Source organism: Micromonospora sp. CA-246542 (genome assembly GCF_050942905.1).
In the GTDB taxonomy this organism is placed as follows: domain Bacteria; phylum Actinomycetota; class Actinomycetes; order Mycobacteriales; family Micromonosporaceae; genus Micromonospora.
This window is the reverse complement of sequence record NZ_CP192040.1, coordinates 2184677-2202880: the sequence shown is the minus strand read 5'-3', so window position 1 is coordinate 2202880 and position 18204 is coordinate 2184677. Positions and strand designations below refer to the sequence as shown.

Genomic DNA, 18204 nt, shown 5'->3' with positions numbered 1-18204 from the left:
CAGCTCCGTAACGGAACGCGGAGGCCGGACCGACTCGGGCGCGTCGATACCGGACCGGCGCAAGGCGCTCGATCCGGGGCGGCGGGCGGTCGTGACCCCGCCGGATGGCGACGACGATCGCCCGCCGGCGCGGATGGCAGCGATAACATCGACGGCGTCGCCGCCCCCGCATGATCAGACCTGTCGAACGCGCCGCCACCGCGCCCGGGCCCCTGACCCCGCGCTCCGGCACCCGACCACCACGGCGGGCCGCTGGCCGGCCCGGGGTGTTATCGATAACATTCGATGCGGTGATCGCGGGGTCGACTCGTCGCCGGAGTGATCGGCTCCGGGCCCGCCGTGTCGGGGGCTTTCCGGCCCCCGCCGGACGGGCCGGGGACCGCTCGGCGACACCGACGACCGACGACCCGGCCACGTCCGGGCCGGGTCGTCGGTCGTCAGAGGACGTTCGGGGTCAGGCCGTGCGCGGACGGTTGTAGAGCGCCTTGGCCCAGCAGAAGCAGCCGACCGTGATGACGGCGCACCAGGCGACCGCGAGGAGCCCGTTGACACCGATTCCGCTGCCGAGCAACAGGCCGCGGAGCGTCTCCATGACCGGGGTGAAGGGCTGGTAGTCGGCGAACAGGCGGACCGGCGTCGGCATCGAGTCGGTGGGGACGAACCCGCTGCCGAGGAACGGCAGCAGCACCAGCGGCATGGGCAGGTTGCTGGCCGTCTCGACGCTCCTGGTGACCAGGCCCAGGGCGACCGACAGCCAGGTGACGGCGAAGGTGACCATGGTCAGCACGCCGATCGCGGCGAGCCATTCGACGGCGTCGGCCGTGGGGCGGAACCCGACGAGCAGTGCGGCGCCGGTGACGGCCGCCAGGCTGACCATGGTCTGGAGAACGCTGCCCACGACGTGGCCGGTGAGAACCGACGGTCGGAAGATCGCCATGGTACGGAAACGGGCGATGATGCCCTCGGCCATGTCCATGGCGACCGAGATCGCGGTGCCCTGTGCCGCGCTGGCCACCGTGATGAGCAGGATGCCGGGGGTGACGTAGTTGGCGTACTCGGCCCGGCCACCGGTCGGCCCGAGGCCGGCGCCGAGCGTGCCGCCGAAGACGTACACGAACAGCAGCAGAAGGATGACCGGGATGCCGATGAGCATGAGGGTCAGCGACGGGTAGCGACGCATGTGCAGGAGGTTGCGCCGCAGCATGGTGTTGGAGTCGCGCAGGGCGAGGGTGAGGGTGCTCATCGCGCGGTGGCCCTTTCACGGCTGGAGGGGGCGTCGGGTTGGCCGGTGAGGGCGAGGAAGACGTCGTCGAGGTCGGGGGTGTGCACAGCGAGGCCGGCCACGGTGATGGCGCTCCGGTCGAGGTCGTCGAGGAGTGACCGCAGTGAAGCGACCCCGCCGTCGCTCGGCACCTCGAGGGTCAGCGCGTTGTCGTCCCGGGTGGCCGTCGCGAACGTACGGGCCGCCGAGTCGAGTTCGTCCTGGTCGGCGAAGCGCAGGACCACGTGACCACCCGGAATGAGCCGCTTGAGCTCGTGCGGGGTGCCCTCGGCGATCAGCCGACCGTGGTCGAGGAAGGCGACGCGGTCGGCGAGCTGGTCGGCCTCTTCCAGGTACTGGGTCGTCAACAGGATGGTGACGCCCTCGGCGGCCAGCGCCTTGATGATGTGCCACATGGCGCGACGGCTGCGCGGGTCGAGCCCGGTCGTCGGCTCGTCGAGGAAGATGACGCGGGGATCGCCGACGAGTGTCATCGCGAGGTCGAGTCGACGGCGCGTGCCGCCGGAGTACGTCGCGGCCGGCTTGTCCGCCGCTTCGGTCAGGTCGAACTGGTCGAGCAGGTCGGCGATCCGGCGGCGACCCGTCGCGCGGTCCAGGTGACACAGATCGGCCATGAGGCGCAGGTTCTCCCGGCCGGTGAGCAGGCTGTCCACCGCGGAGAACTGGCCGGTGACGCCGATCGACCGGCGTACCGCGTCGGCCTCGCGGGTCACGTCGTGGCCGAGGACGCGGGCGTGGCCGCCGTCGGCGGGAAGGAGGGTGGAGAGGATCTGCACGGTGGTGGTCTTGCCGGCGCCGTTGGGCCCGAGCAGCGCGAAGATCGTTCCCTCGGTGATCATCAGGTCGATGCCGTCGAGCACGACCTTGTCGCCGTAGGACTTGCGCAGCTCGGTGGTGACGATCGCGGGTCTGCTGCTGCCGGTCATGGTTTCCTCATCTGTGGTGGGGCCGGGGCGCGTCAGGCGCGGCGGATGGTGATGTCGCCGTAGGAGGTGTTGGCGCGGATCTCGACCGTCTCGTCGGTCTCGGCCGGGCTGTCGGCCGCGTCGAGGGCGTTGTGGACGCGGCCGTGCCGGGAGCTCACGTCGAGCCAGGCGGCGGTGCCACGCCGGACCCCCACCTCGATCGCGCCGTAGGAGGTCTGTGACTCGATCGACCCGCGTACGACCTCACCCAGCCGCACGTTGCCGTACGCGGTGCGCGCCGCCACCGAGGCGGTCGACGCGTCGACGGTGATGTCGCCGTACGCGGTGTTGATGCGGACGTCGCCTCCGCTGCGACCGATCCAGCAGTCGCCGGAGGAGTTCTTGATCTCGGCGGTGCCGTCGACCGCGCCGAGGCGCACCTTGCCGGACGACGCCTTCACCCGGGCGGAACCGGTGACGCGCTCCACCGCGACCTCGCCGTGGCTGCTGTCGATCTCCAGCGACCCGGTCTCCTCCAGCCGAATCGTGCTCCCGGTCTTGATGTGGCACTCCCCGAGCCGACCCTCGCCGCGGAAGGCCGCCCAGGCCGCCTCGGCGTGCAGCCGCGTGCCGCTCGGAACCTCGATCAGCACGTCGACCGACGGTCCGGAGCCGAAGCCGTACCGACGCCAACTCTTCGGCACCCTGATGCGCAGGTGCCCGGCGGCGAAGTCGACGGTGGTCTGCTCGGCCGCGTTCACGTCGGCCTTGCTCGACGGGTCGCGGGGCCGCACCCGTACCACCGTGTCGGTGCGGTCGGTCGCGGCGATCCAGGCGTCCCCGATGGGCAGCTCGACCTGGACGGAGATCGGTTCTGGCGTGTCGAAAACAGGCATGGTGGTCTCCCGGGAGGTGTTGGCGGAGGCGGAAGGAGCTACGGGTGGGCGTGCGGGTCAGCGCGCCCAGCCGGTGACGTGCTGGCCGGACCTCGGGGGCTCCGGCCGGCGAGGCGGTTGACGGTCGGGGCCACCGGCCCCGACGGCGCCGGCGACGGCGCGCACCAGCCACGCGTTGACGGAGAGGCCGGCGCGACTCGCGGCCTCGTCGACGCTGGCCTTGAGGTGGTCGGGAAGGCGGAGGTTGATCCGGGACGTGCCGCCCTCGTCGCCCTCGGGTGGCAGCAGAGGCGCCGGGGCCGGAGCGGGAGCGGCGGGCTCGCCCGGCCCGTCCGTGGACGCGGTGGCGGGTGCCACCACGAAGTCGGGCTCGCGTCCGCGCAGCCGGACGTGCACCGACCCGGGGGCGAGATCGCGGGTGATCTCGTCGGCCGCGTCGGACAGCGCCTCGAGCAGCGTGAGGTGGGTCGCCGCTTCGAGCTGGGTGAAGAGTCGTTCGGCCAGCGCCCGACTCTCCGGATCCACGCCCTCGGCTGCCACGGCGAACTCGTTACGCAGGTTCTCGACGTACGGCCTCAAGTCCATGGCACCATCATGGCACCACTTTGGCTCAGCATGCAACACCTGTGGCTCACATTGCTGCTACGATGGTCATCGGCGCTGGTCAGCACGTGTGTCAGCGGTTGCGAACGCGCGGCGGACCACCCGGTTCGCGACCTCCTGACTCAGACCGGTGGCCACCAGCAGGTCGCTGGCGGTCGTCCGGACCTGCGCCACCACGACGGCCCCGGAGAAACCGACCCCGTCCCGGTAGGCGTCACCGGCGGCGCAGACCGCCCGGAGCGCCCGCTCGCGCGCCTGAACGGGTTCCTGGCCGGCGGCGAACTGCCGCTGGAGCAGACGTACCGCCTCGGACAGGCCGGCGACGGCCGTGGGCAGGGGTTCCGGGACGGGCTCACCGTCCTCGATCAGGGTCACCGCCCGGCGGATCAGCGTGCCCGCGTTCCGCATGGCCCGGTCGATCGGCTCCGCCGTCTGCGCGTACCGGGCCACCGGCCCCTGCCGCTGATGCCAGTGCACCGGCGAGAGGGTGCTGGCCTCCCGGGCGCCCTGCGTCGCCTCGATGAGCGCACCCAGCTCGTCCTTGTTCTGCCGCAACCTCGCCCGGGCGGTCAGCGCGCGGTCGATGTCCCGGTCGGCCAACGCGCCGGCGGTGGCCTCGAGTTGGGCGCTGAGCAGGTCCAGCGCCGGTCGCGCGGCCCGGTTGAGCACCCGCAACGGGCTCAACGGCAGCAGGACGGCGGTGACCAGCAGCGCCACGGCGCCCCCGACGAGAGCGTCCACGAAACGGGGGATCTCCAGGTCGCGCACGGCCGGACTCAGCGTGGCGATGAGCACGGCCGTGGCACCCGCCTGGATCACCACCGCCGCGCTGCCGACGAGGAACAGCGCGACGAGGATCGCCAACACGACGATCAGGGCGAGCTGCCACCACCCGGTGCCCATCACCCCGAGCAGCAGGTCCCCGACCAGCACCCCGACCGTGACACCGATGATCAGCTCGATGGTGCGGCGCAGGCGTTGCCCGACCGACGCCGCGAGGGTGGAGACCGCGGAGATCGGCGCGAACACCGGCTGCGAGACGTGCAGCACCTCGCGCACCACCAACCAGGACAGCGCTGCGGCCACGCCGGCCTGCAGGGCCAGCCCCCCGATACCCCGAACCCGCCGCACTCGATCTCGCAGCGTGCCCGACAGCTGGCCCCGCAGCCGCGCGACGGTCGACGTCGGACGGGGCTGTGCTGCCCCGTCGGCGCGCGTCGACGCGTCCCCGTCCGTACCGGGACGACCGGCAGCGACCATGGCGGGCGGCTACCCCGCCGTACCCCGATCAATCCTGAACGCCGGGCGCGGCCACGCGGGCCCGCGCCGCGCCCGACGCCGGACGGTGGTCCGGCTCAGCGCTCGGCGAGCGCCTTCTCGGCGTACGCCCAGAGCTCGTCCGCGGCCGCCGGGTCGACCGCGTGGTCCGCGACGCCGTCCGAGGCATCGGGGCCGCCGGGAACCACCTCCATCTCCTGGTTGTCGACGAAGTACCGGCCGCCGATGCCGTCGAGCAGGGGCGACGCCGCGAGCAGGACCGTGGTCGACGCGCCCTGGGCGGGCGTCTTGTAGTAGTCCGGCACCACGAGGTTGCCCGCCTCGTCCATCCCGCCGAGCGCGCGCATCGTGTCGTCGTCGAGGTGGCGCTGGAGGTTGGTGTGGATGTAGCCGGGGTTGAGGGCGTTGGCGGTGATCCCGTCCGCCGCCCACCGCCGGGTGATGCCCACCGCCAGCAGGACGTCCGCCGTCTTCGACTGCCCGTACGCCGTCCACCGGTCGTACGGCCGCCGCTCGAAGTGGGGATCCGCGGCGTCGAACGGGGCGCTCAGGTGTGCTCCGGAGCTGACCAGCACCACCCGCGCCGCGCCCGCCGCCCGCAGGTTGTCGCGCAGTCCGACGGCCAGCGCGAAGTGCCCCAGGTAGTTGGTCGCGAGCTGGAGCTCCCAGCCCTGGGCCGAGAGCTGGCGGCTCGGCAGCGCCATGATGCCGGCGTTGGCGACCAGCGCGTGGAGCGGGCCGTCCCAGGCCGCGACGAACGCGTCGACCGACGACAGGTCGGCGAGGTCGAGCGCGGCGGCCCGGACGCTTCCCCGCGCGGCGTCACCGGCGAACTCCTCGACGATCCCCGCTGCGCGAGCCGGGTCACGGACGGCGACCGTGACCTCAGCGCCGGCGCCGGCCAGGGCGCGGACCGTCTCGACACCGATGCCGGAGGCGCCGCCGGTGACGATCATCCGACGCCCGGTCAGGTCCACGCCGTCGAGGATCTCGGCGGCGGTGGTACGGGCGGTGAATCCAGTGGTGAGGCGTACGTGCGCTGTCATGTCCACCACGCTATGCAAGCTCCCTCTGGACTGCCTATAGTCTGGAATCCTTCATACTTTCGCCAGCGTCCAGGACGGTGTGGATGGACCCGCTCGAAGACGTGCTGGCACTACTCGGCGCCACCGCGCACCTGTCCGCCGGTCTCGTCGCCGGTGGGCGCTGGGCGGTCCGGTTCGACCCGCCGGCCGGCGCCAAGTTCAACGCCATCCGACGCGGCAGCTGTCACCTGCGGGTGGAGGGCGAGGCCGAACCGATCGCCCTCACCGAGGGCGACTGCTACCTGTTGACCCGGCCGGTGTCGTACACGCTCTTCAGCGATCCCGACGTGCCGGCCCAGCCGGCGTACCCGATCTTCGCCGCCGCCGGCGACGGCGTGGCGCACGCCGGTGAGGGTGCCGACATGTTCCTCATCGGCGGCGCGTTCTCCCTGGGCGACCGGGGCCGCAGCCTCCTGCTGGACGGCCTTCCGCCGGTCATCCACGTGCCGGCCGACGCTCCCGAGGCCGCCACCATCCGGTGGGCCCTCGACCAGATCGACATCGAGCTGCGGCGGCCCCAGCTCGGGTCGCGGCTCGTCGCGGAACACCTGGCGCTCGTCCTGCTGATCCAGGTCCTGCGGGTGCACCTCGCCCGCGACCCGCAGCACACCTCCGGTTGGCTGGCCGGGCTCGCCGACCCGGTGGTCGCCCCGGCGCTGCGGGCGATGCACGCCCGGCCCGCCCAGCAGTGGACGGTGGATGCGATCGCCCGCACCGCCGCCGTCTCCCGCTCGACGCTCGCCGCCCGTTTCCGGAAGGTCGTCGGCGTCGGTCCACTGGAATACCTCACCGGATGGCGGATCGAACTCGCGGCGGACCGCATCCGGCACGGCTCCGACTCCGTCGCGACCATCGCCCGAGCCGTCGGGTACGGCTCGGAGAGCGCCCTCAGCGTGGCCTTCAAACGGGTCACCGGCGTCTCACCACGCGCCTACCGCCAGGGGGTGGCCGGGAGCGTTCCGGGCGGGTAGGTGACGCGGCAGGCGCCGACCGGGGGCGGCTCCGGGCGATTGGGCGCTTCCGGGCGGGGTAGACCCCGGTCCGCCACACCGGTGGCGGGCCACCCACGGGCCGATCGCCGGCACCGGGCGGTCGGGGTGTCTCGGGGGGCGGTGGCGGATGGATCAGCGCGGATGAGTGGCCCCGACACCGCCTCCGACATCGTGGAGCTGCGGGTGCACGGCGTCTCCGGCGCGAGCACCGAGCAGGTGCTGGGCCTGGCGCGGACGGTGCAGGTCGCGGGCGACCACATGGGTGGCTTCGTCCGGGTCCGGCCGCGCTGGGCGACCCCCGAGGCGCGCGGTGTGACGCTGGAGGCGTACCGCTGGGGGGATCTGCCCTCCGGGACCGTCGCCCGCACCCTGGCGCTGGTGTTGCTACTGCCGTTCCTGCTGGTCAACGTGGCGATCTGGATGCGGCCGGCGAACCCCCGCTCGGAGAGCGTGGTCAAGTCTCTCTGCCGGGTGCTGGCGCTCACCCTCACCGTGCTGTACGTGCTCGCCATCGCCGGCGTCGCCCTCGACCTGCTGGCCTGGCACTGCCTGAACTCGCCCCGCTGCCTGGCCGGCCGCAGCTGGTTGTCCTGGTTCAGCGGTCAGCCCGTCGGGCGACGACTGACGGTGTTCGCGCTGGTCCCGGCCGCCGCGATCGGCCTGGTGTGGCGGCTCAGCAACCGGCCCGGGCGGTCGTTCGAGGCGTTCCGCGCGCCCGACGAGGAGGTCGCCGGGCATCGGCTCAGCACGGTCGGCACGTGGGACGCGGAACCCCTGGTGGGGCGGCTGCGGTCCGTGCACGTCGCCGCGGCGTTCGGGACGTTGAGTCTCGTCCTGCTCACCGCTCGCGCCGCGCAGGGCGCCTCGGTCGCCACGATCGCGTTGGCGGTGGTCACCGGCTCGGTCCTGGCGGCCTGCGTGGCGCTGCTCTGCACGCCGGCGCTGATCGACCGGTCCCCCACCGACCGGCGGCTCGACACGATCACCACCGCCCTGCGCACGACCGCGACGGTCCTGGCGGTCGTGGTCGCCGCCCACGTGGCGACCAGCCCGGCCGGCTGGCGCGAGGACGCCGCTCTGCCCGGCTACGACAGGACGCTGGTCTGGCTGTTCGCCACCCAGACGATCCTGCTGGCCGCCCTCGGCGTGATCCTGCTCTGGCGGCGCCGGGGCAGTCCCCTGTTCGGGCTGGGAGCGCTGGTCATCGCGGCCGCGGCGATCAGCACGGCGGTGGGGTACTCCGCCGAGCTGGTCTACCGGGTGGCGGACTACCTCGACCGCGACCTGCCGACCGGGGAGGGCATCGCATCGGGTCCGCCCCGGGCGTACACCTGGGCGATCTTCGGTTTTCTCCGCACCGCGCTGGTCACGGTCGTCGTCGCCGTGCTGGTCGTCGCGGTCTCCCGCCCCGGTCGTCGCCGCCGTGCGGCGGCGATCGTCGCACGCGACTTTCCGGACGCTCCGGCCGAGGCCCGTCCACGGCTGCGACAGGTACGCGACGCGGTGGCCCGGGCCAGCTTCACCGAACGCCTGGTGCTGCTGGGCGTGATCTTCGGTTGCCTCGCCGGGGTCGGCTCCGCCACCACCACCCTCGGCCTGTTGGGGGTGTTTCCGGGCGACGTCGTCGAGCGGTTCACCCGGTTGCCGGCGGGCGCGATCACCTTCAGCATCGCGTTCACCAGCTGGGTGAAGGCGGTGGGCCTACTCGGCCTGGTGCTCGCCGGTATCTTCGCCTACCGCACCACCAGCTTCCGGCGGCACATCGGCGTCATCTGGGACCTCGGCACCTTCTGGCCCCGGGCCGCCCACCCGTTCGCGCCGCCCTGCTACGCCGAACGGGCCGTGCCGGAGCTGACCCGGCGGATCACCTACCTGGTGGAGCGCGGGGACCGCGTGCTGCTCTCCGGGCACAGCCACGGCTCGGTCCTGCTCGCCGCCGCGGTGCTCCAGTTGCCGTCCCGGATCGGCGACCGGGTCGCGCTGCTCACGCACGGGTCACCGCTGCGCCGGCTCTACGCGCGACTCTTCCCCGCCTACCTCGACGACGCGGTGCTGCGCGAGATCGGCAACCGGGTGGGCTGGCGGTGGGTCAATCTCTGGCGGGACACCGACCCGATCGGCGGGCGCGTCTTTCCCGACCGGGGACCCGAGGCGTCCGCCGGTGACCCGGCCGCTGCGGTGGACCGCCGGGAGGCCGACCCCAGCGACGTGGTGACCCCGCCCGGCGACAGCGTTCCGCCGCCGATCCTCGGGCACTGGCCGGCCGAATCCGACGAGCGGTTCGCGGCGGTGGTGCGCGAGTTGACGCACCGCCTGCGGCGCGCCCCACCGGGGTGAGCCGGACCGGCGCGGTTGACATCGCGACCCATGATTGTCCTCGCCGCCCGCGAATCCTGGAGGTCGACGTGGCCGCTGTGTCCCATCCGGTGTTCGCGCGGGTCTACGAGCGACTCAGCGTCGCCATGGACCGCGCCGGCACCGCCGAGTTCCGCCGCGACCTGGCCGCTGGCCTGAGTGGCCGGGTGGTCGAGGTCGGCGCCGGCAACGGACGCATGTTCGCCCACTACCCCCGCGCCGTGACCGAGGTCGTCGCGGTCGAACCGGAACGTCGCCTGCGTGCCGCCGCCGTCCGCGCGGCCGCGGGCGCACCGGTGCCGGTCAGGGTCGTCGACGGCCTAGCCGAGGCGCTGCCCGCCGCCGACGGCGAGTTCGACGCGGCAGTGGTCGCGCTGGTGCTGTGCACCGTGCCCGACCAGGCGGCAGCGCTCGCCGAGATCCACCGCGTGCTGCGCCCCGGCGGGCAGCTGCGCTTCTTCGAGCACGTCGCGGCCGAGGAAACCAGCCGCCTGCGCCGGGTCCAGCGGCTGTCCGACGCCACGCTGTGGCCGAAGCTGTTCGCCGGCTGCCACACCGGCCGCGACACCACGGCGGCCATCGCGGCGGCGGGGTTCGCCGTCGAGGAGCTGCGACGCTTCCGGTTCCCGACCGGCAGTTCCAGCCCCTCCTCGCCGTGCGTCGTGGGCCGGGCGACCCGCCTCGACGAGCTGGCGGGCTGAGCGCGCTCACCGGGTCGGCAGGCTCGACAGCCAGTCGTCCAGGGCCGCAGGGTGCGTGAACAGGAGAACCGGCGGGCCGGCCGGATCGGCCTGCCAGGCGCGCATCCGCCGCCGTGCGCGCCCGAACGCGGCGACGTGCCAGAGCAGGATCGAGTCCCGGGACAGCACGCTGCCGACTGATTCGCGGTTGCCGTTGCAGATCACCTCGCCCGTGCCCAGGCGACGCAGCGTACGACGCAGCAGACGCCCGAACGAACGCCACCGCGGGTAGTCCAGGGCCACCACCAGGTCGGCGCGCGCCAGCGGTACGTCCCGCCACCCGTGGTACGCGCCGTCGAGGATCCAGGCATCCCGGCGGCAGATCTTCTCGATCCGGCGACGCTGCTCGGCGACCGGCACCTCGACCCACCCCGGCAGCCACAGCAGGTCGTCCACCGGATACCACGGCACGCCGAGGCGCTGCGCCAACCGCGCGGCCAGAGTGGACTTGCCCGCGCCGTACACCCCGTAGACCAGGATGCGACGCGGTGCGGCCATCGCGGCAGCGTACGTCGGCCGGCGACTACGTAGTCGGGTGGGCCAATCTACGTAGCGGCTGCGGACGCCCGACCACCCGGCTCGCGGCTGCAATGGACACATGACCAGCAACGAGGCCGCGAAGGCCAGCAACCCGGACAGCGCCGAGGCGATCGCCCGGCCCACCACCGCACCGACCACACCGCCGCAACGGACCACTCCGGACGAGGCTCCGGCCCGGGCGGACGTCGCCCCGCCGGCCCCGCCGCCGGTCCGGGCACCCGCGCCGACCCGCGAGGCCGAGCAGGCGCAGCGCGCCGACGGGTCGCCCGCCACGGCGACGCCGCCGGCCAAGGGTGACGCCCCGGCGGCACCGGCCACACCGACGGCGACACCGCCGACGACCATCACCGCCGACACCGTCGCCGCCCGGGCCGTCGTGCTCGACGGTGCCGACAACGCTCTCGTACTCACCAACTTCACGACCCGCGCGTACACGATCGGGATGAACGGCGGCACCAGCACCATCAGCCTGGCGAACGACAAGCGCGCCTACACGACCGTTCTGGACGGGCAGAACGGCAACCTGTGGGCCGCCAACAACGTCAACAGCCGGAGCTTCAACGCCAACCAGGTCGACCTGGACGGGCCGGGCAACCACATCAAGTTCTGCCACAGCAAGACCCGCACGTACACCATCGGCATCGACGGCGAGCACAGCTCGATGTCCTTCGCCCACCCCGACACCCGGCAGTACCGGCTGCTGCTCAACGGCACGACGGGCGACGTGTGGGCCGCCAACAACGTGAACAGCCCCAGTGTCACGGCGACCAACGTGTCCGCGACCAACGCGGTCAGCTCCAAGGTCGTCGCGGCGAACGAGGTCGACCTCGACGGCGCCAACAACCACATCAAGTTCTGCCACAGCAAGACGCGCACCTACACGGTCGCGATCAGTGGCGACCAGAGTTCGATGTCCTTCGCCAACCCGGACACCCGGGCGTACACCGTGGTCATCGACGGCGTGCACGGCGACATCTCGCTCAGCAACGCCGACCTGGCCGAGGAGTTCGACGTCGCGGCCGGTCACCTGCCGTCGGCGATCCCGGGCGCGGTGCTCGTGATCGGCGAGACCGGCGCGTTGGAGCTGGCCGACAAGCCGTACGACACGGCGGTGGCCGGCGTGGTCTCCGGCGCCGGCAGCTTCGCGCCGGCGATGGTGCTGGACCGGCGACCGGACAGCGAGCAGCGTCGTCCGCTGGCCCTGGCCGGCAAGGTCTACTGCCTGGTCGACGCGGCGCACGGCGCGGTGCGCCCCGGCGACCTGCTGACCACCTCCCCCACCCGGGGACACGCCATGCGGGTGGCCGACCCGCTCAAGGCGGTCGGGGCGATCCTGGGCAAGGCGCTCGGGCCGCTGCCGACCGGTCGGGCACTGGTGCCGATCATGGTGACCACGTCATGAACAGCCTGCGTCAGAAGGCCGGGAAGTACCTCCGGTTCGAGGCGCCCCTGACGGTGCGGGAGGTCGGCACGGAACTCGGCCACCCCACCGGATCCACCCGCCGGCTGCTTGTACAGCTCGAACAGACGTCGAGCGAGTGGTTCTCCGGGAGCCTGCTGCCCTCCAGCGTCAAGGGTTCGGCGTGGCTGCGGCTGTTCAGCGACGGCGGCTACATGTTCGACGGGCACGTGCACGAGAACGGCGCCGTCACGCACAACTGGTCGCTGGTCGCCACGCCGGGCTTCGTGGACGATGACGGCAACGCCTTCGTCTTCTCCGCGAGCGGCAAGGTGTCGGACAACCACAGCAGCGACGACTTCGCCGAGCACGGGCAGGACCCGCGGATCGCGCAGTACTGGGATCAGCTCAGCACGGCCAGCGTGAACTTCCGGCTGAGCGTGTCGATGAACGTGGCAGAGCTGATCGGCAACATCCTGAAGTGGATTCCGGTAGTGATCTTCGGCGCGGCGGTCGCCGGGTGGGTCGCGTTCTTCGGCCAGCCGGGCAAGGTCCACGCGTACAAGGACGAGAACGGGACCACCCACTTCTGGAAGTCGAGGGAGTGAGGTCATGGCCAGCGTCCGTACCGCCGCCGGCCGGTACCTCGACATCCGTGCGCCGCTGACGCTGCGTCAGGTGGGCGCGCAGGTCGGGCATCCGGCCGGGTCGACAAGGGTGGCGATGGACCGGCTGGAACAGGAGTGGACCGAGACGTTCTCCGGCAGCCTGCTGCCGTCGAGCGTGAAGGGCACGGCCTGGCTGCGGATGGCCAGCGACGGCCACTACTGGTTCCAGGGGCACGTACACGAGAACGGCTTCCTCAGCCACAGCTGGAGTTTCGCCGCCGGCCCGAACGTCGTGGACCAGCACAAGCAGGTGTTCGTGGCCGTCGCCACCGGCCGGGTGACCGACGATCACAGCAGCGACGACTTCAGCATCACCAGCCAGGACCCGCGCATCGCCGAGTTGTGGGAGCAGATCCGGTACGCGCCGGTCAGCTTCCGGCTCGACGTCACGGCCAACTTCGCCGAGGTCGCCAAGAAGGTCGGCATCGGCATCCTGACCGGATTGGGCTTCACGTTCCTGGTCGGCAGCATCAACGTCCTCGGCGCCAAGGGCGCGGACTGCCGTGAGGACTCCAACGGCCGGGTCACCTGCTACACGAAGAACTCCTAGGGCCTGTTTCATAAGGGCGGTCGAGCCGAGGCGGAGTCCGGGCGGCGATCCGGCAAGGCGCGGTTTCGTCCGGATACCGGTGTTGTATCCGGACGAAACCGCAACGCCGCCGGTCGTCGTCCGGGCCCGCCGCAGGCCGACCAGTTCTTATGAAACAGGCCCTAGGGGCGGTGGCCGGGGCGCACGTCGCGCCTCGGCCACCGCCGGTGGCCTCAGCCCGCCGGTCGTAAGGCGTCCGACAGGTCCCGCCGGGAGGTCACCGCCAGCTTGCGGTAGGCCCGTCCCAGATGTGTCTGCACGGTACGCACCGACAGCACCAACGCCTCGGCGATCTCCCGGTCGGACAGGCCCCGGGCGGCGAGCCCGGCGATCTGCCGCTCCCGCGCGGTCAGCCCCGCCACCCTCGCAGGGTCGTCCCGCACCGCCGATCGCAGCCGGGCACGCAGGTCGACGGCGAGCCGGACGGTGTCGCTGACCCCGGCCCGCCGGCCGACCTCGCCGGCCACCTTCAGCGCCTCGCCGGTCATGTTCATGTCCACCAGGCGGTGCGCGTGCTCCAGGATCACGGTGGGATCGCGTCCGGCCAGCGCGATCACCGCCCGGCCGGCGGCCACGAGCCGCTCGGCGTCCACGTGGACGAGAGCCTCGGCGATGCGGTCCGCGTAGCGGGCCGGACCGGCGACCGGGTCCAGGTGCGCGGCGTAGATGAGATAGCCCAGTTCCACCAGCCAACTCCCGGAGGCGTGCGCGACGACGATCGCCTCGTCCATCAGCTCGCCGGCCCGAACGCGCCGACCGGTCGCCGCGGCGACCGCCGCCAACGCCCACGGGCGCAGCCCCGGGACCAGCGCGACCGCGTCGACGGGGTGCTCCCGCAGCACCGCCTCCGCCTCGTCCGGGCGGCCGTCCTCGGCCAGCGTGACGGCCAGCCAGCCGGTCGCCTCGGCGCGGAACATGCCGTTGCCGCCGGCCTGTTGGGCGACGGCGTCCCGGAGCCGGCTGATGGCGCCCGCCCGATCCCCGCTGACCCGCTGGGCGTACCCGTCGAAGAGGGGCCAGGCGGTGGGGGACAGACCGGAGACGAGCGGGTCCGGGGGCAGCGGCCACCGACCGGCGGCCGGGTCGGTAACCGGACCGGTCGGGGTGGGCTGACGCCACAGCTCGGCCAGTGCCAGCGCGGCACCGGCCATGCCACGGATCTGCGGCATGGCCGACGAGCCGGACCGCTCGACCGTCTCGACCACCGTGCGGCCCACCCGTACCGCCTCCTCGGTGCGGCCGGTCAGCACCAGCGCCGCGACCGACGCCAGCGTGACCCGGAGCCGCGCGCCGCGTGGGAGTGCCTCACCCAGGAGCTGACGAGCACTCGCCAGCGCCCGCGCCGACTCGCCGCTGAACAGCTGGACCAGCACGCCGAGCGCGGCCAACTCCGCCCGACCGGCCGCATCGGCGTCCGCGCGCAGTCGCCGCAGGTCGTCGTACGCCTGTCGGGGCTCCCGCCCGACCCAGAGGCGGTGCGCGGCCAGGGCCACGCCCGCCGTCACCCGGGCGGTCGGGTCACCGGCCACGTCGGCGTCCCGTGCGGCGGCACGCAGCGTCTCGTACGCCTCGACGGCGCGGCCCTGCTCGGCGAGGGCGGCGCTGAGCGCCACCGCTGCCGACGCCCCACCACCCTCCTGCCAGGCTCGCCGGGCCAACTGTTCCGAGGCCGCCGGGTCGGCGTACAGGCACAGGCCGGCCGACCGCACCAGCTCCGGCGGGTCGACCGGTTGCCCGGCGTGTACCGCCCAGAGCGCGCGGGCCACCGCGTGCGAGCCGCGCGGCGTGGCCTGCCGTGCGCCGGTCAGCAGCGTGGCGGCGATGCGGCGACGCCGGGCGGGTGACATGCGTCGGCGTACCGCCGCGCCGAGCATCGGGTCGCGCAACCGCACCAAAACCTCGTCGCCGCGCTCCTCGCTGCGGACCATACCGAGCTGTTCGAGGTCGGCGAGCAGCTCCGGCGACGCGGCGGCCTCCGCGACGGGCAGCGGCAGCGGCCCGCCGAGTGCCATCGCGGCCAGCGCCTCCTCACCGGGGCGGCCGACCCGGTCCAGCTCCCGGTCGAGCAGGTCCGCCACCTGTGCGGGCACCGCCAGGCCGGCCCTCCAACGCCACTGGTCGCTGTCGCGGGCCAGCGAACCGACCTCCTGCCCGTGGTCGAGCAACGCCACCGCCAGATGTGGCAGTCCGCCGGTCCACTGCCACAACAGGTGGGTGGTGGAGCGGCTGACCGGACCCGCCAACCGCTCCGCCGCCAGCGCGCCGACCTCGGCCTCGGTCAGGGCGGGCACCACCAGCCGGGACAGTCCGACGTCCTTCCACAGCGCGACGACGGCGTCGGGCACCGGCACCCCCGACCGGACGGTGAGCAGGGCCCGGGCCGCTCGGGCCTGCACGAGGCTGAGCAGCACACCGGCGGACGGCCCGTCGAGCAGGTGGGCGTCGTCGACGACCAGGACGGGCGTGCGGGCCGGGCCGCACCGCTCGACCAGGCTGGTCAGCACGGTGCTGTGCACCAGGGCCGGGTGCAGGGCCGGGTGACCGCCCGTGAGGAGTCGACCGAGCGCGCCGAAGGGCACCTCCTTGCTCGCCTCGGTGGCGGTGATCCACACCGTGGCGAACAGTCGCGGCGGCAGGTCGGCGACCACCGCGCGAGCGAGGGCCGTGCGACCCACCCCCGCCGGACCGATCAGGACGGCGCCGTCGGCCCGCACCAGCGCGGCGCGGGCCTCGGCGAACGTGCCGTCACGCCCCGTCAGCATTCCCGGATGATGACGGGTGAGCCGCGTCCCGGGCCATCACCCATCCGACAGATGGCGAGCGGCGTCAATCGTGCCGGGTCGGCAGGTGCCCACGCACCGATAACCAGTTGCCGTACGCAACGGAGATCGCCACAGTGGTGCCCATGACGTACTGACGGACACCACCTGAGCACCGCGCCGAGGCCCATTTCACGCCGCCCGGCGCCGTACCGCCGTCCGTCCACTTACGACTCATCGAGAAGTGAGCGTCGTTGTCTGAGCACCACTCCCCCGGGGAGTCCCGTTCCCTGTCCACCCCTGCCACCGTCACCGTGTTCGCGTCCGCCGCGAGCTGGATCGAGTCCGCCGCGCTCGACCAGTGCCGGCAGGTGGCGGCCCTCGACGGCATGGTCCACGTCGCCGGCATGCCGGACCTGCACCCGGGCAAGGGCGCCCCGATCGGCGCGGCCATGGCGTCGACGGTCCTGTACCCGTTCCTGGTCGGCTCCGACATCGGCTGCGGTATCGCCGTCTTCCCGATTCGACTCCGGCGCGTCGTACCCGAGCGGCTGGCCGCCCGGTTCCCCGACCTCGACCGCGCGCTGGACCCGGAGCGGGACGCCGACGACCCCGCCTGGGCCGTCCTCGACGGCGACGTTCCCGCCGGCCACCTGGACGGGCTCGGTACGGTCGGCCGCGGCAACCACTTCGTCGAGCTGGCCCGCGTCGACACCGTCTTCGCGCCGGAGCACGCCGACCGTCTCGGGCTGGCAACCGGTGACCTCGTCCTGGTCGTGCACAGCGGTTCGCGGGGCCTGGGTGAGCGGATCCTGCGGACGCACACCGAGACGCACGGGGCGGGCCCCGCCCCCGACCCGGCCGCCTACCTGGCCCGACACGACGAGGCGGTGCGCTGGGGCTCGCTCAATCGGCGGCTGCTGGCCGCCCGGGTCGCGTACGCCCTGGGGGCCGAACCGACCGAGCCGGTCGTCGACCAGTGCCACAACCTGGTCGAGGTGCGCGACGGCGTCTACCTGCACCGCAAGGGAGCCGCGCCGGGTGACGGTCGCGATGTGCTCGTCGCCGGCACGCGGGGCACCGCGTCGTACCTGGTGGCCGCCCACGCCGGGGCGGACGCCAACCACTCGGTGGCGCACGGCGCGGGTCGCAAGATGTCCCGCGCCGACGCGCTGCGCCGGGGCCGGGCCAAACACACGGTCGAGGAGCTACGTCGTACCCCGGTGGGTTCGCTCGTGGTGTGCGGCGACCGGCAGTTGCTCTTCGAGGAGGCGCCCACCGCGTACAAGCGGATCGAGCAGGTGATCGGCGATCTCGTCGCGCACCAGCTCGCCACGCCGGTGGCCACCACGATCCCGCTGGTCACCTACAAGACGCCGGACGTCGGGGCCGCGCCTCGCTCGGACCGGCGGGACCAGCGTCGCGGGCGGGGTCGGTCGTGAGCCGGGCTCTGTTGCTGTCCGCCGGCCGTGGGCCGCGGGAGTGCGGGTGGGCGCTAGCCCACCTGCTGCGCCGTCTGGAGGATGACGCCACCCGGCAGGGCGTGGCGGTCCAGCGGGTCCACGTGGTGCCCGGCGACCGGCCGGGCACCTACCGCTCGGTGCTGATCGGGCTGTCCGGCGTCGACGTCGAGGCGTTCGCCGCCTCCTGGACGGGGACGTTGTGCTGGCAGGCGCCCAGCCCCTACCGGACGAGCGCGGGTCGAAAGAACTGGTACGTGACGGCGCAACCACCGCCGAGCGACGCTGCGCCGACGACGTTCGCCGAGGCCGACGTCGACATCGTCGGCTGCCGCACCGGCGGTCCCGGCGGCCAGCACCGGAACAAGGCCAGCACGGCGGTACGCGCCACCCACCGCCCGTCGGGCCTCGTCGTGGTGGTGGACGACGAACGGCAGTTCAGTCAGAACCGGCGCATCGCTCTGGACCTGCTGCGCCAGCGTGTCGAGCGCGGCGACGAGGCGGCCCGCCGCGCGGTCACCACGGCCAGGTGGCGCATCCACGACGACCTCGTGCGGGGCGACCCGACCCGCGTCGAACGCCCGGAGCCGACCTCGACGCCGGGTCGACGGCGGCGCGGACGGGCGGCCTCCGGCCACTGACAGCGGCCCGGC

16 protein-coding genes are annotated in these 18204 nt (G+C 73.2%); 8 read left to right on the top strand and 8 right to left on the bottom strand.

What is annotated here, in order from left to right:
• Positions 1 to 454: 454 nt before the first annotated feature.
• The 6 genes from ACQP0N_RS10395 to ACQP0N_RS10370 form a co-directional block, all read right to left on the bottom strand.
• Positions 455 to 1243: an ABC transporter permease gene (locus tag ACQP0N_RS10395; RefSeq protein WP_355050445.1), complete on the bottom strand. Its 789-nt coding sequence runs from the start codon at positions 1241 to 1243 to the stop codon at positions 455 to 457.
• Positions 1240 to 2208: an ATP-binding cassette domain-containing protein gene (locus ACQP0N_RS10390; protein ID WP_433119503.1), complete on the bottom strand. Its 969-nt coding sequence runs from the start codon at positions 2206 to 2208 to the stop codon at positions 1240 to 1242. The genes ACQP0N_RS10395 and ACQP0N_RS10390 overlap by 4 nt, the downstream gene beginning before the upstream one ends.
• A gap of 32 nt (positions 2209 to 2240) precedes the next feature.
• On the bottom strand, positions 2241 to 3083 hold the full coding sequence (locus tag ACQP0N_RS10385; RefSeq protein WP_355050447.1) for a DUF4097 family beta strand repeat-containing protein: 843 nt from the start codon (positions 3081 to 3083) through the stop codon (positions 2241 to 2243).
• Positions 3084 to 3140: 57 nt separating this feature from the next.
• Positions 3141 to 3668: a hypothetical protein gene (locus tag ACQP0N_RS10380; protein WP_355050448.1), complete on the bottom strand. Its 528-nt coding sequence runs from the start codon at positions 3666 to 3668 to the stop codon at positions 3141 to 3143.
• 66 nt (positions 3669 to 3734) lie between these two features.
• A complete protein-coding gene (locus ACQP0N_RS10375) occupies positions 3735 to 4946 on the bottom strand; it encodes an FUSC family protein (RefSeq protein WP_433119499.1) in 1212 nt (403 codons plus the stop codon).
• A 95-nt stretch (positions 4947 to 5041) separates the two neighbouring features.
• The gene (locus ACQP0N_RS10370; RefSeq protein WP_433119497.1) at positions 5042 to 6010 is read right to left on the bottom strand and encodes an SDR family NAD(P)-dependent oxidoreductase; all 969 of its coding nucleotides are present in this window, start codon (positions 6008 to 6010) and stop codon (positions 5042 to 5044) included.
• An 83-nt stretch (positions 6011 to 6093) separates the two neighbouring features.
• Here ACQP0N_RS10370 and ACQP0N_RS10365 point away from each other — a divergent pair, with 83 nt between their 5' ends.
• The 3 genes from ACQP0N_RS10365 (at position 6094) to ACQP0N_RS10355 (ending at position 10097) form a co-directional block, all read left to right on the top strand.
• Positions 6094 to 7020, top strand: coding sequence for an AraC family transcriptional regulator (locus ACQP0N_RS10365; RefSeq protein WP_433119495.1), 927 nt, complete (start codon positions 6094 to 6096; stop codon positions 7018 to 7020).
• 162 nt (positions 7021 to 7182) lie between these two features.
• The gene (locus tag ACQP0N_RS10360; protein WP_433119494.1) at positions 7183 to 9378 is read left to right on the top strand and encodes a hypothetical protein; all 2196 of its coding nucleotides are present in this window, start codon (positions 7183 to 7185) and stop codon (positions 9376 to 9378) included.
• 68 nt (positions 9379 to 9446) lie between these two features.
• The gene (locus tag ACQP0N_RS10355) at positions 9447 to 10097 is read left to right on the top strand and encodes a class I SAM-dependent methyltransferase (protein WP_433119492.1); all 651 of its coding nucleotides are present in this window, start codon (positions 9447 to 9449) and stop codon (positions 10095 to 10097) included.
• A 6-nt stretch (positions 10098 to 10103) separates the two neighbouring features.
• Here ACQP0N_RS10355 and ACQP0N_RS10350 read toward each other — a convergent pair whose 3' ends face one another.
• Positions 10104 to 10634, bottom strand: a complete 531-nt coding sequence (locus ACQP0N_RS10350) for an adenylate kinase (protein ID WP_433119490.1) — start codon at positions 10632 to 10634, stop codon at positions 10104 to 10106.
• A gap of 100 nt (positions 10635 to 10734) precedes the next feature.
• Here ACQP0N_RS10350 and ACQP0N_RS10345 point away from each other — a divergent pair, with 100 nt between their 5' ends.
• Genes ACQP0N_RS10345 through ACQP0N_RS10335 form a run of 3 tightly spaced genes read left to right on the top strand, consistent with a single transcriptional unit; the run spans position 10735 to position 13293 of the window.
• The gene (locus ACQP0N_RS10345) at positions 10735 to 12078 is read left to right on the top strand and encodes a hypothetical protein (protein WP_433119488.1); all 1344 of its coding nucleotides are present in this window, start codon (positions 10735 to 10737) and stop codon (positions 12076 to 12078) included.
• A complete protein-coding gene (locus ACQP0N_RS10340) occupies positions 12075 to 12683 on the top strand; it encodes a hypothetical protein (protein WP_433119486.1) in 609 nt (202 codons plus the stop codon). Before ACQP0N_RS10345 ends, ACQP0N_RS10340 begins: the two co-directional genes overlap by 4 nt.
• A 4-nt stretch (positions 12684 to 12687) precedes the next feature.
• A complete protein-coding gene (locus tag ACQP0N_RS10335; RefSeq protein WP_433119484.1) occupies positions 12688 to 13293 on the top strand; it encodes a hypothetical protein in 606 nt (201 codons plus the stop codon).
• Positions 13294 to 13505: 212 nt separating this feature from the next.
• Here the strand turns inward: ACQP0N_RS10335 and ACQP0N_RS10330 are convergent, their stop codons facing one another.
• Positions 13506 to 16094 (bottom strand): LuxR C-terminal-related transcriptional regulator, encoded by a 2589-nt coding sequence (locus ACQP0N_RS10330; RefSeq protein ID WP_433119482.1) that lies wholly within the window; start codon positions 16092 to 16094, stop codon positions 13506 to 13508.
• Positions 16095 to 16345: 251 nt separating this feature from the next.
• Between ACQP0N_RS10330 and ACQP0N_RS10325 the strand changes: the two genes are divergently transcribed.
• Positions 16346 to 17533, top strand: coding sequence for an RNA ligase RtcB family protein (locus ACQP0N_RS10325; protein ID WP_433119480.1), 1188 nt, complete (start codon positions 16346 to 16348; stop codon positions 17531 to 17533).
• Complete coding sequence (gene prfH / locus ACQP0N_RS10320; RefSeq protein WP_433119478.1) at positions 17530 to 18192, top strand: peptide chain release factor H; 663 nt, start codon at positions 17530 to 17532, stop codon at positions 18190 to 18192. Before ACQP0N_RS10325 ends, prfH begins: the two co-directional genes overlap by 4 nt.
• The last annotated feature ends 12 nt before the right edge of the window (positions 18193 to 18204 follow it).

What these genes read in the sequence shown, in the direction of transcription:
- ACQP0N_RS10350 (WP_433119490.1), bottom strand. Translation starts at nt 10,634, where the DNA reads ATGGCCGCACCGCGTCGCATCCTGGTCTACGGGGTGTACGGCGCGGGC.
- ACQP0N_RS10345 (WP_433119488.1), top strand. Translation starts at nt 10,735, where the DNA reads ATGACCAGCAACGAGGCCGCGAAGGCCAGCAACCCGGACAGCGCCGAG.
- ACQP0N_RS10390 (WP_433119503.1), bottom strand. Translation starts at nt 2,208, where the DNA reads ATGACCGGCAGCAGCAGACCCGCGATCGTCACCACCGAGCTGCGCAAG.
- ACQP0N_RS10370 (WP_433119497.1), bottom strand. Translation starts at nt 6,010, where the DNA reads ATGACAGCGCACGTACGCCTCACCACTGGATTCACCGCCCGTACCACC.
- ACQP0N_RS10335 (WP_433119484.1), top strand. Translation starts at nt 12,688, where the DNA reads ATGGCCAGCGTCCGTACCGCCGCCGGCCGGTACCTCGACATCCGTGCG.
- ACQP0N_RS10375 (WP_433119499.1), bottom strand. Translation starts at nt 4,946, where the DNA reads ATGGTCGCTGCCGGTCGTCCCGGTACGGACGGGGACGCGTCGACGCGC.
- ACQP0N_RS10330 (WP_433119482.1), bottom strand. Translation starts at nt 16,094, where the DNA reads ATGCTGACGGGGCGTGACGGCACGTTCGCCGAGGCCCGCGCCGCGCTG.
- ACQP0N_RS10380 (WP_355050448.1), bottom strand. Translation starts at nt 3,668, where the DNA reads ATGGACTTGAGGCCGTACGTCGAGAACCTGCGTAACGAGTTCGCCGTG.
- ACQP0N_RS10365 (WP_433119495.1), top strand. Translation starts at nt 6,094, where the DNA reads ATGGACCCGCTCGAAGACGTGCTGGCACTACTCGGCGCCACCGCGCAC.
- ACQP0N_RS10395 (WP_355050445.1), bottom strand. Translation starts at nt 1,243, where the DNA reads ATGAGCACCCTCACCCTCGCCCTGCGCGACTCCAACACCATGCTGCGG.
- ACQP0N_RS10385 (WP_355050447.1), bottom strand. Translation starts at nt 3,083, where the DNA reads ATGCCTGTTTTCGACACGCCAGAACCGATCTCCGTCCAGGTCGAGCTG.
- ACQP0N_RS10340 (WP_433119486.1), top strand. Translation starts at nt 12,075, where the DNA reads ATGAACAGCCTGCGTCAGAAGGCCGGGAAGTACCTCCGGTTCGAGGCG.
- ACQP0N_RS10360 (WP_433119494.1), top strand. Translation starts at nt 7,183, where the DNA reads ATGAGTGGCCCCGACACCGCCTCCGACATCGTGGAGCTGCGGGTGCAC.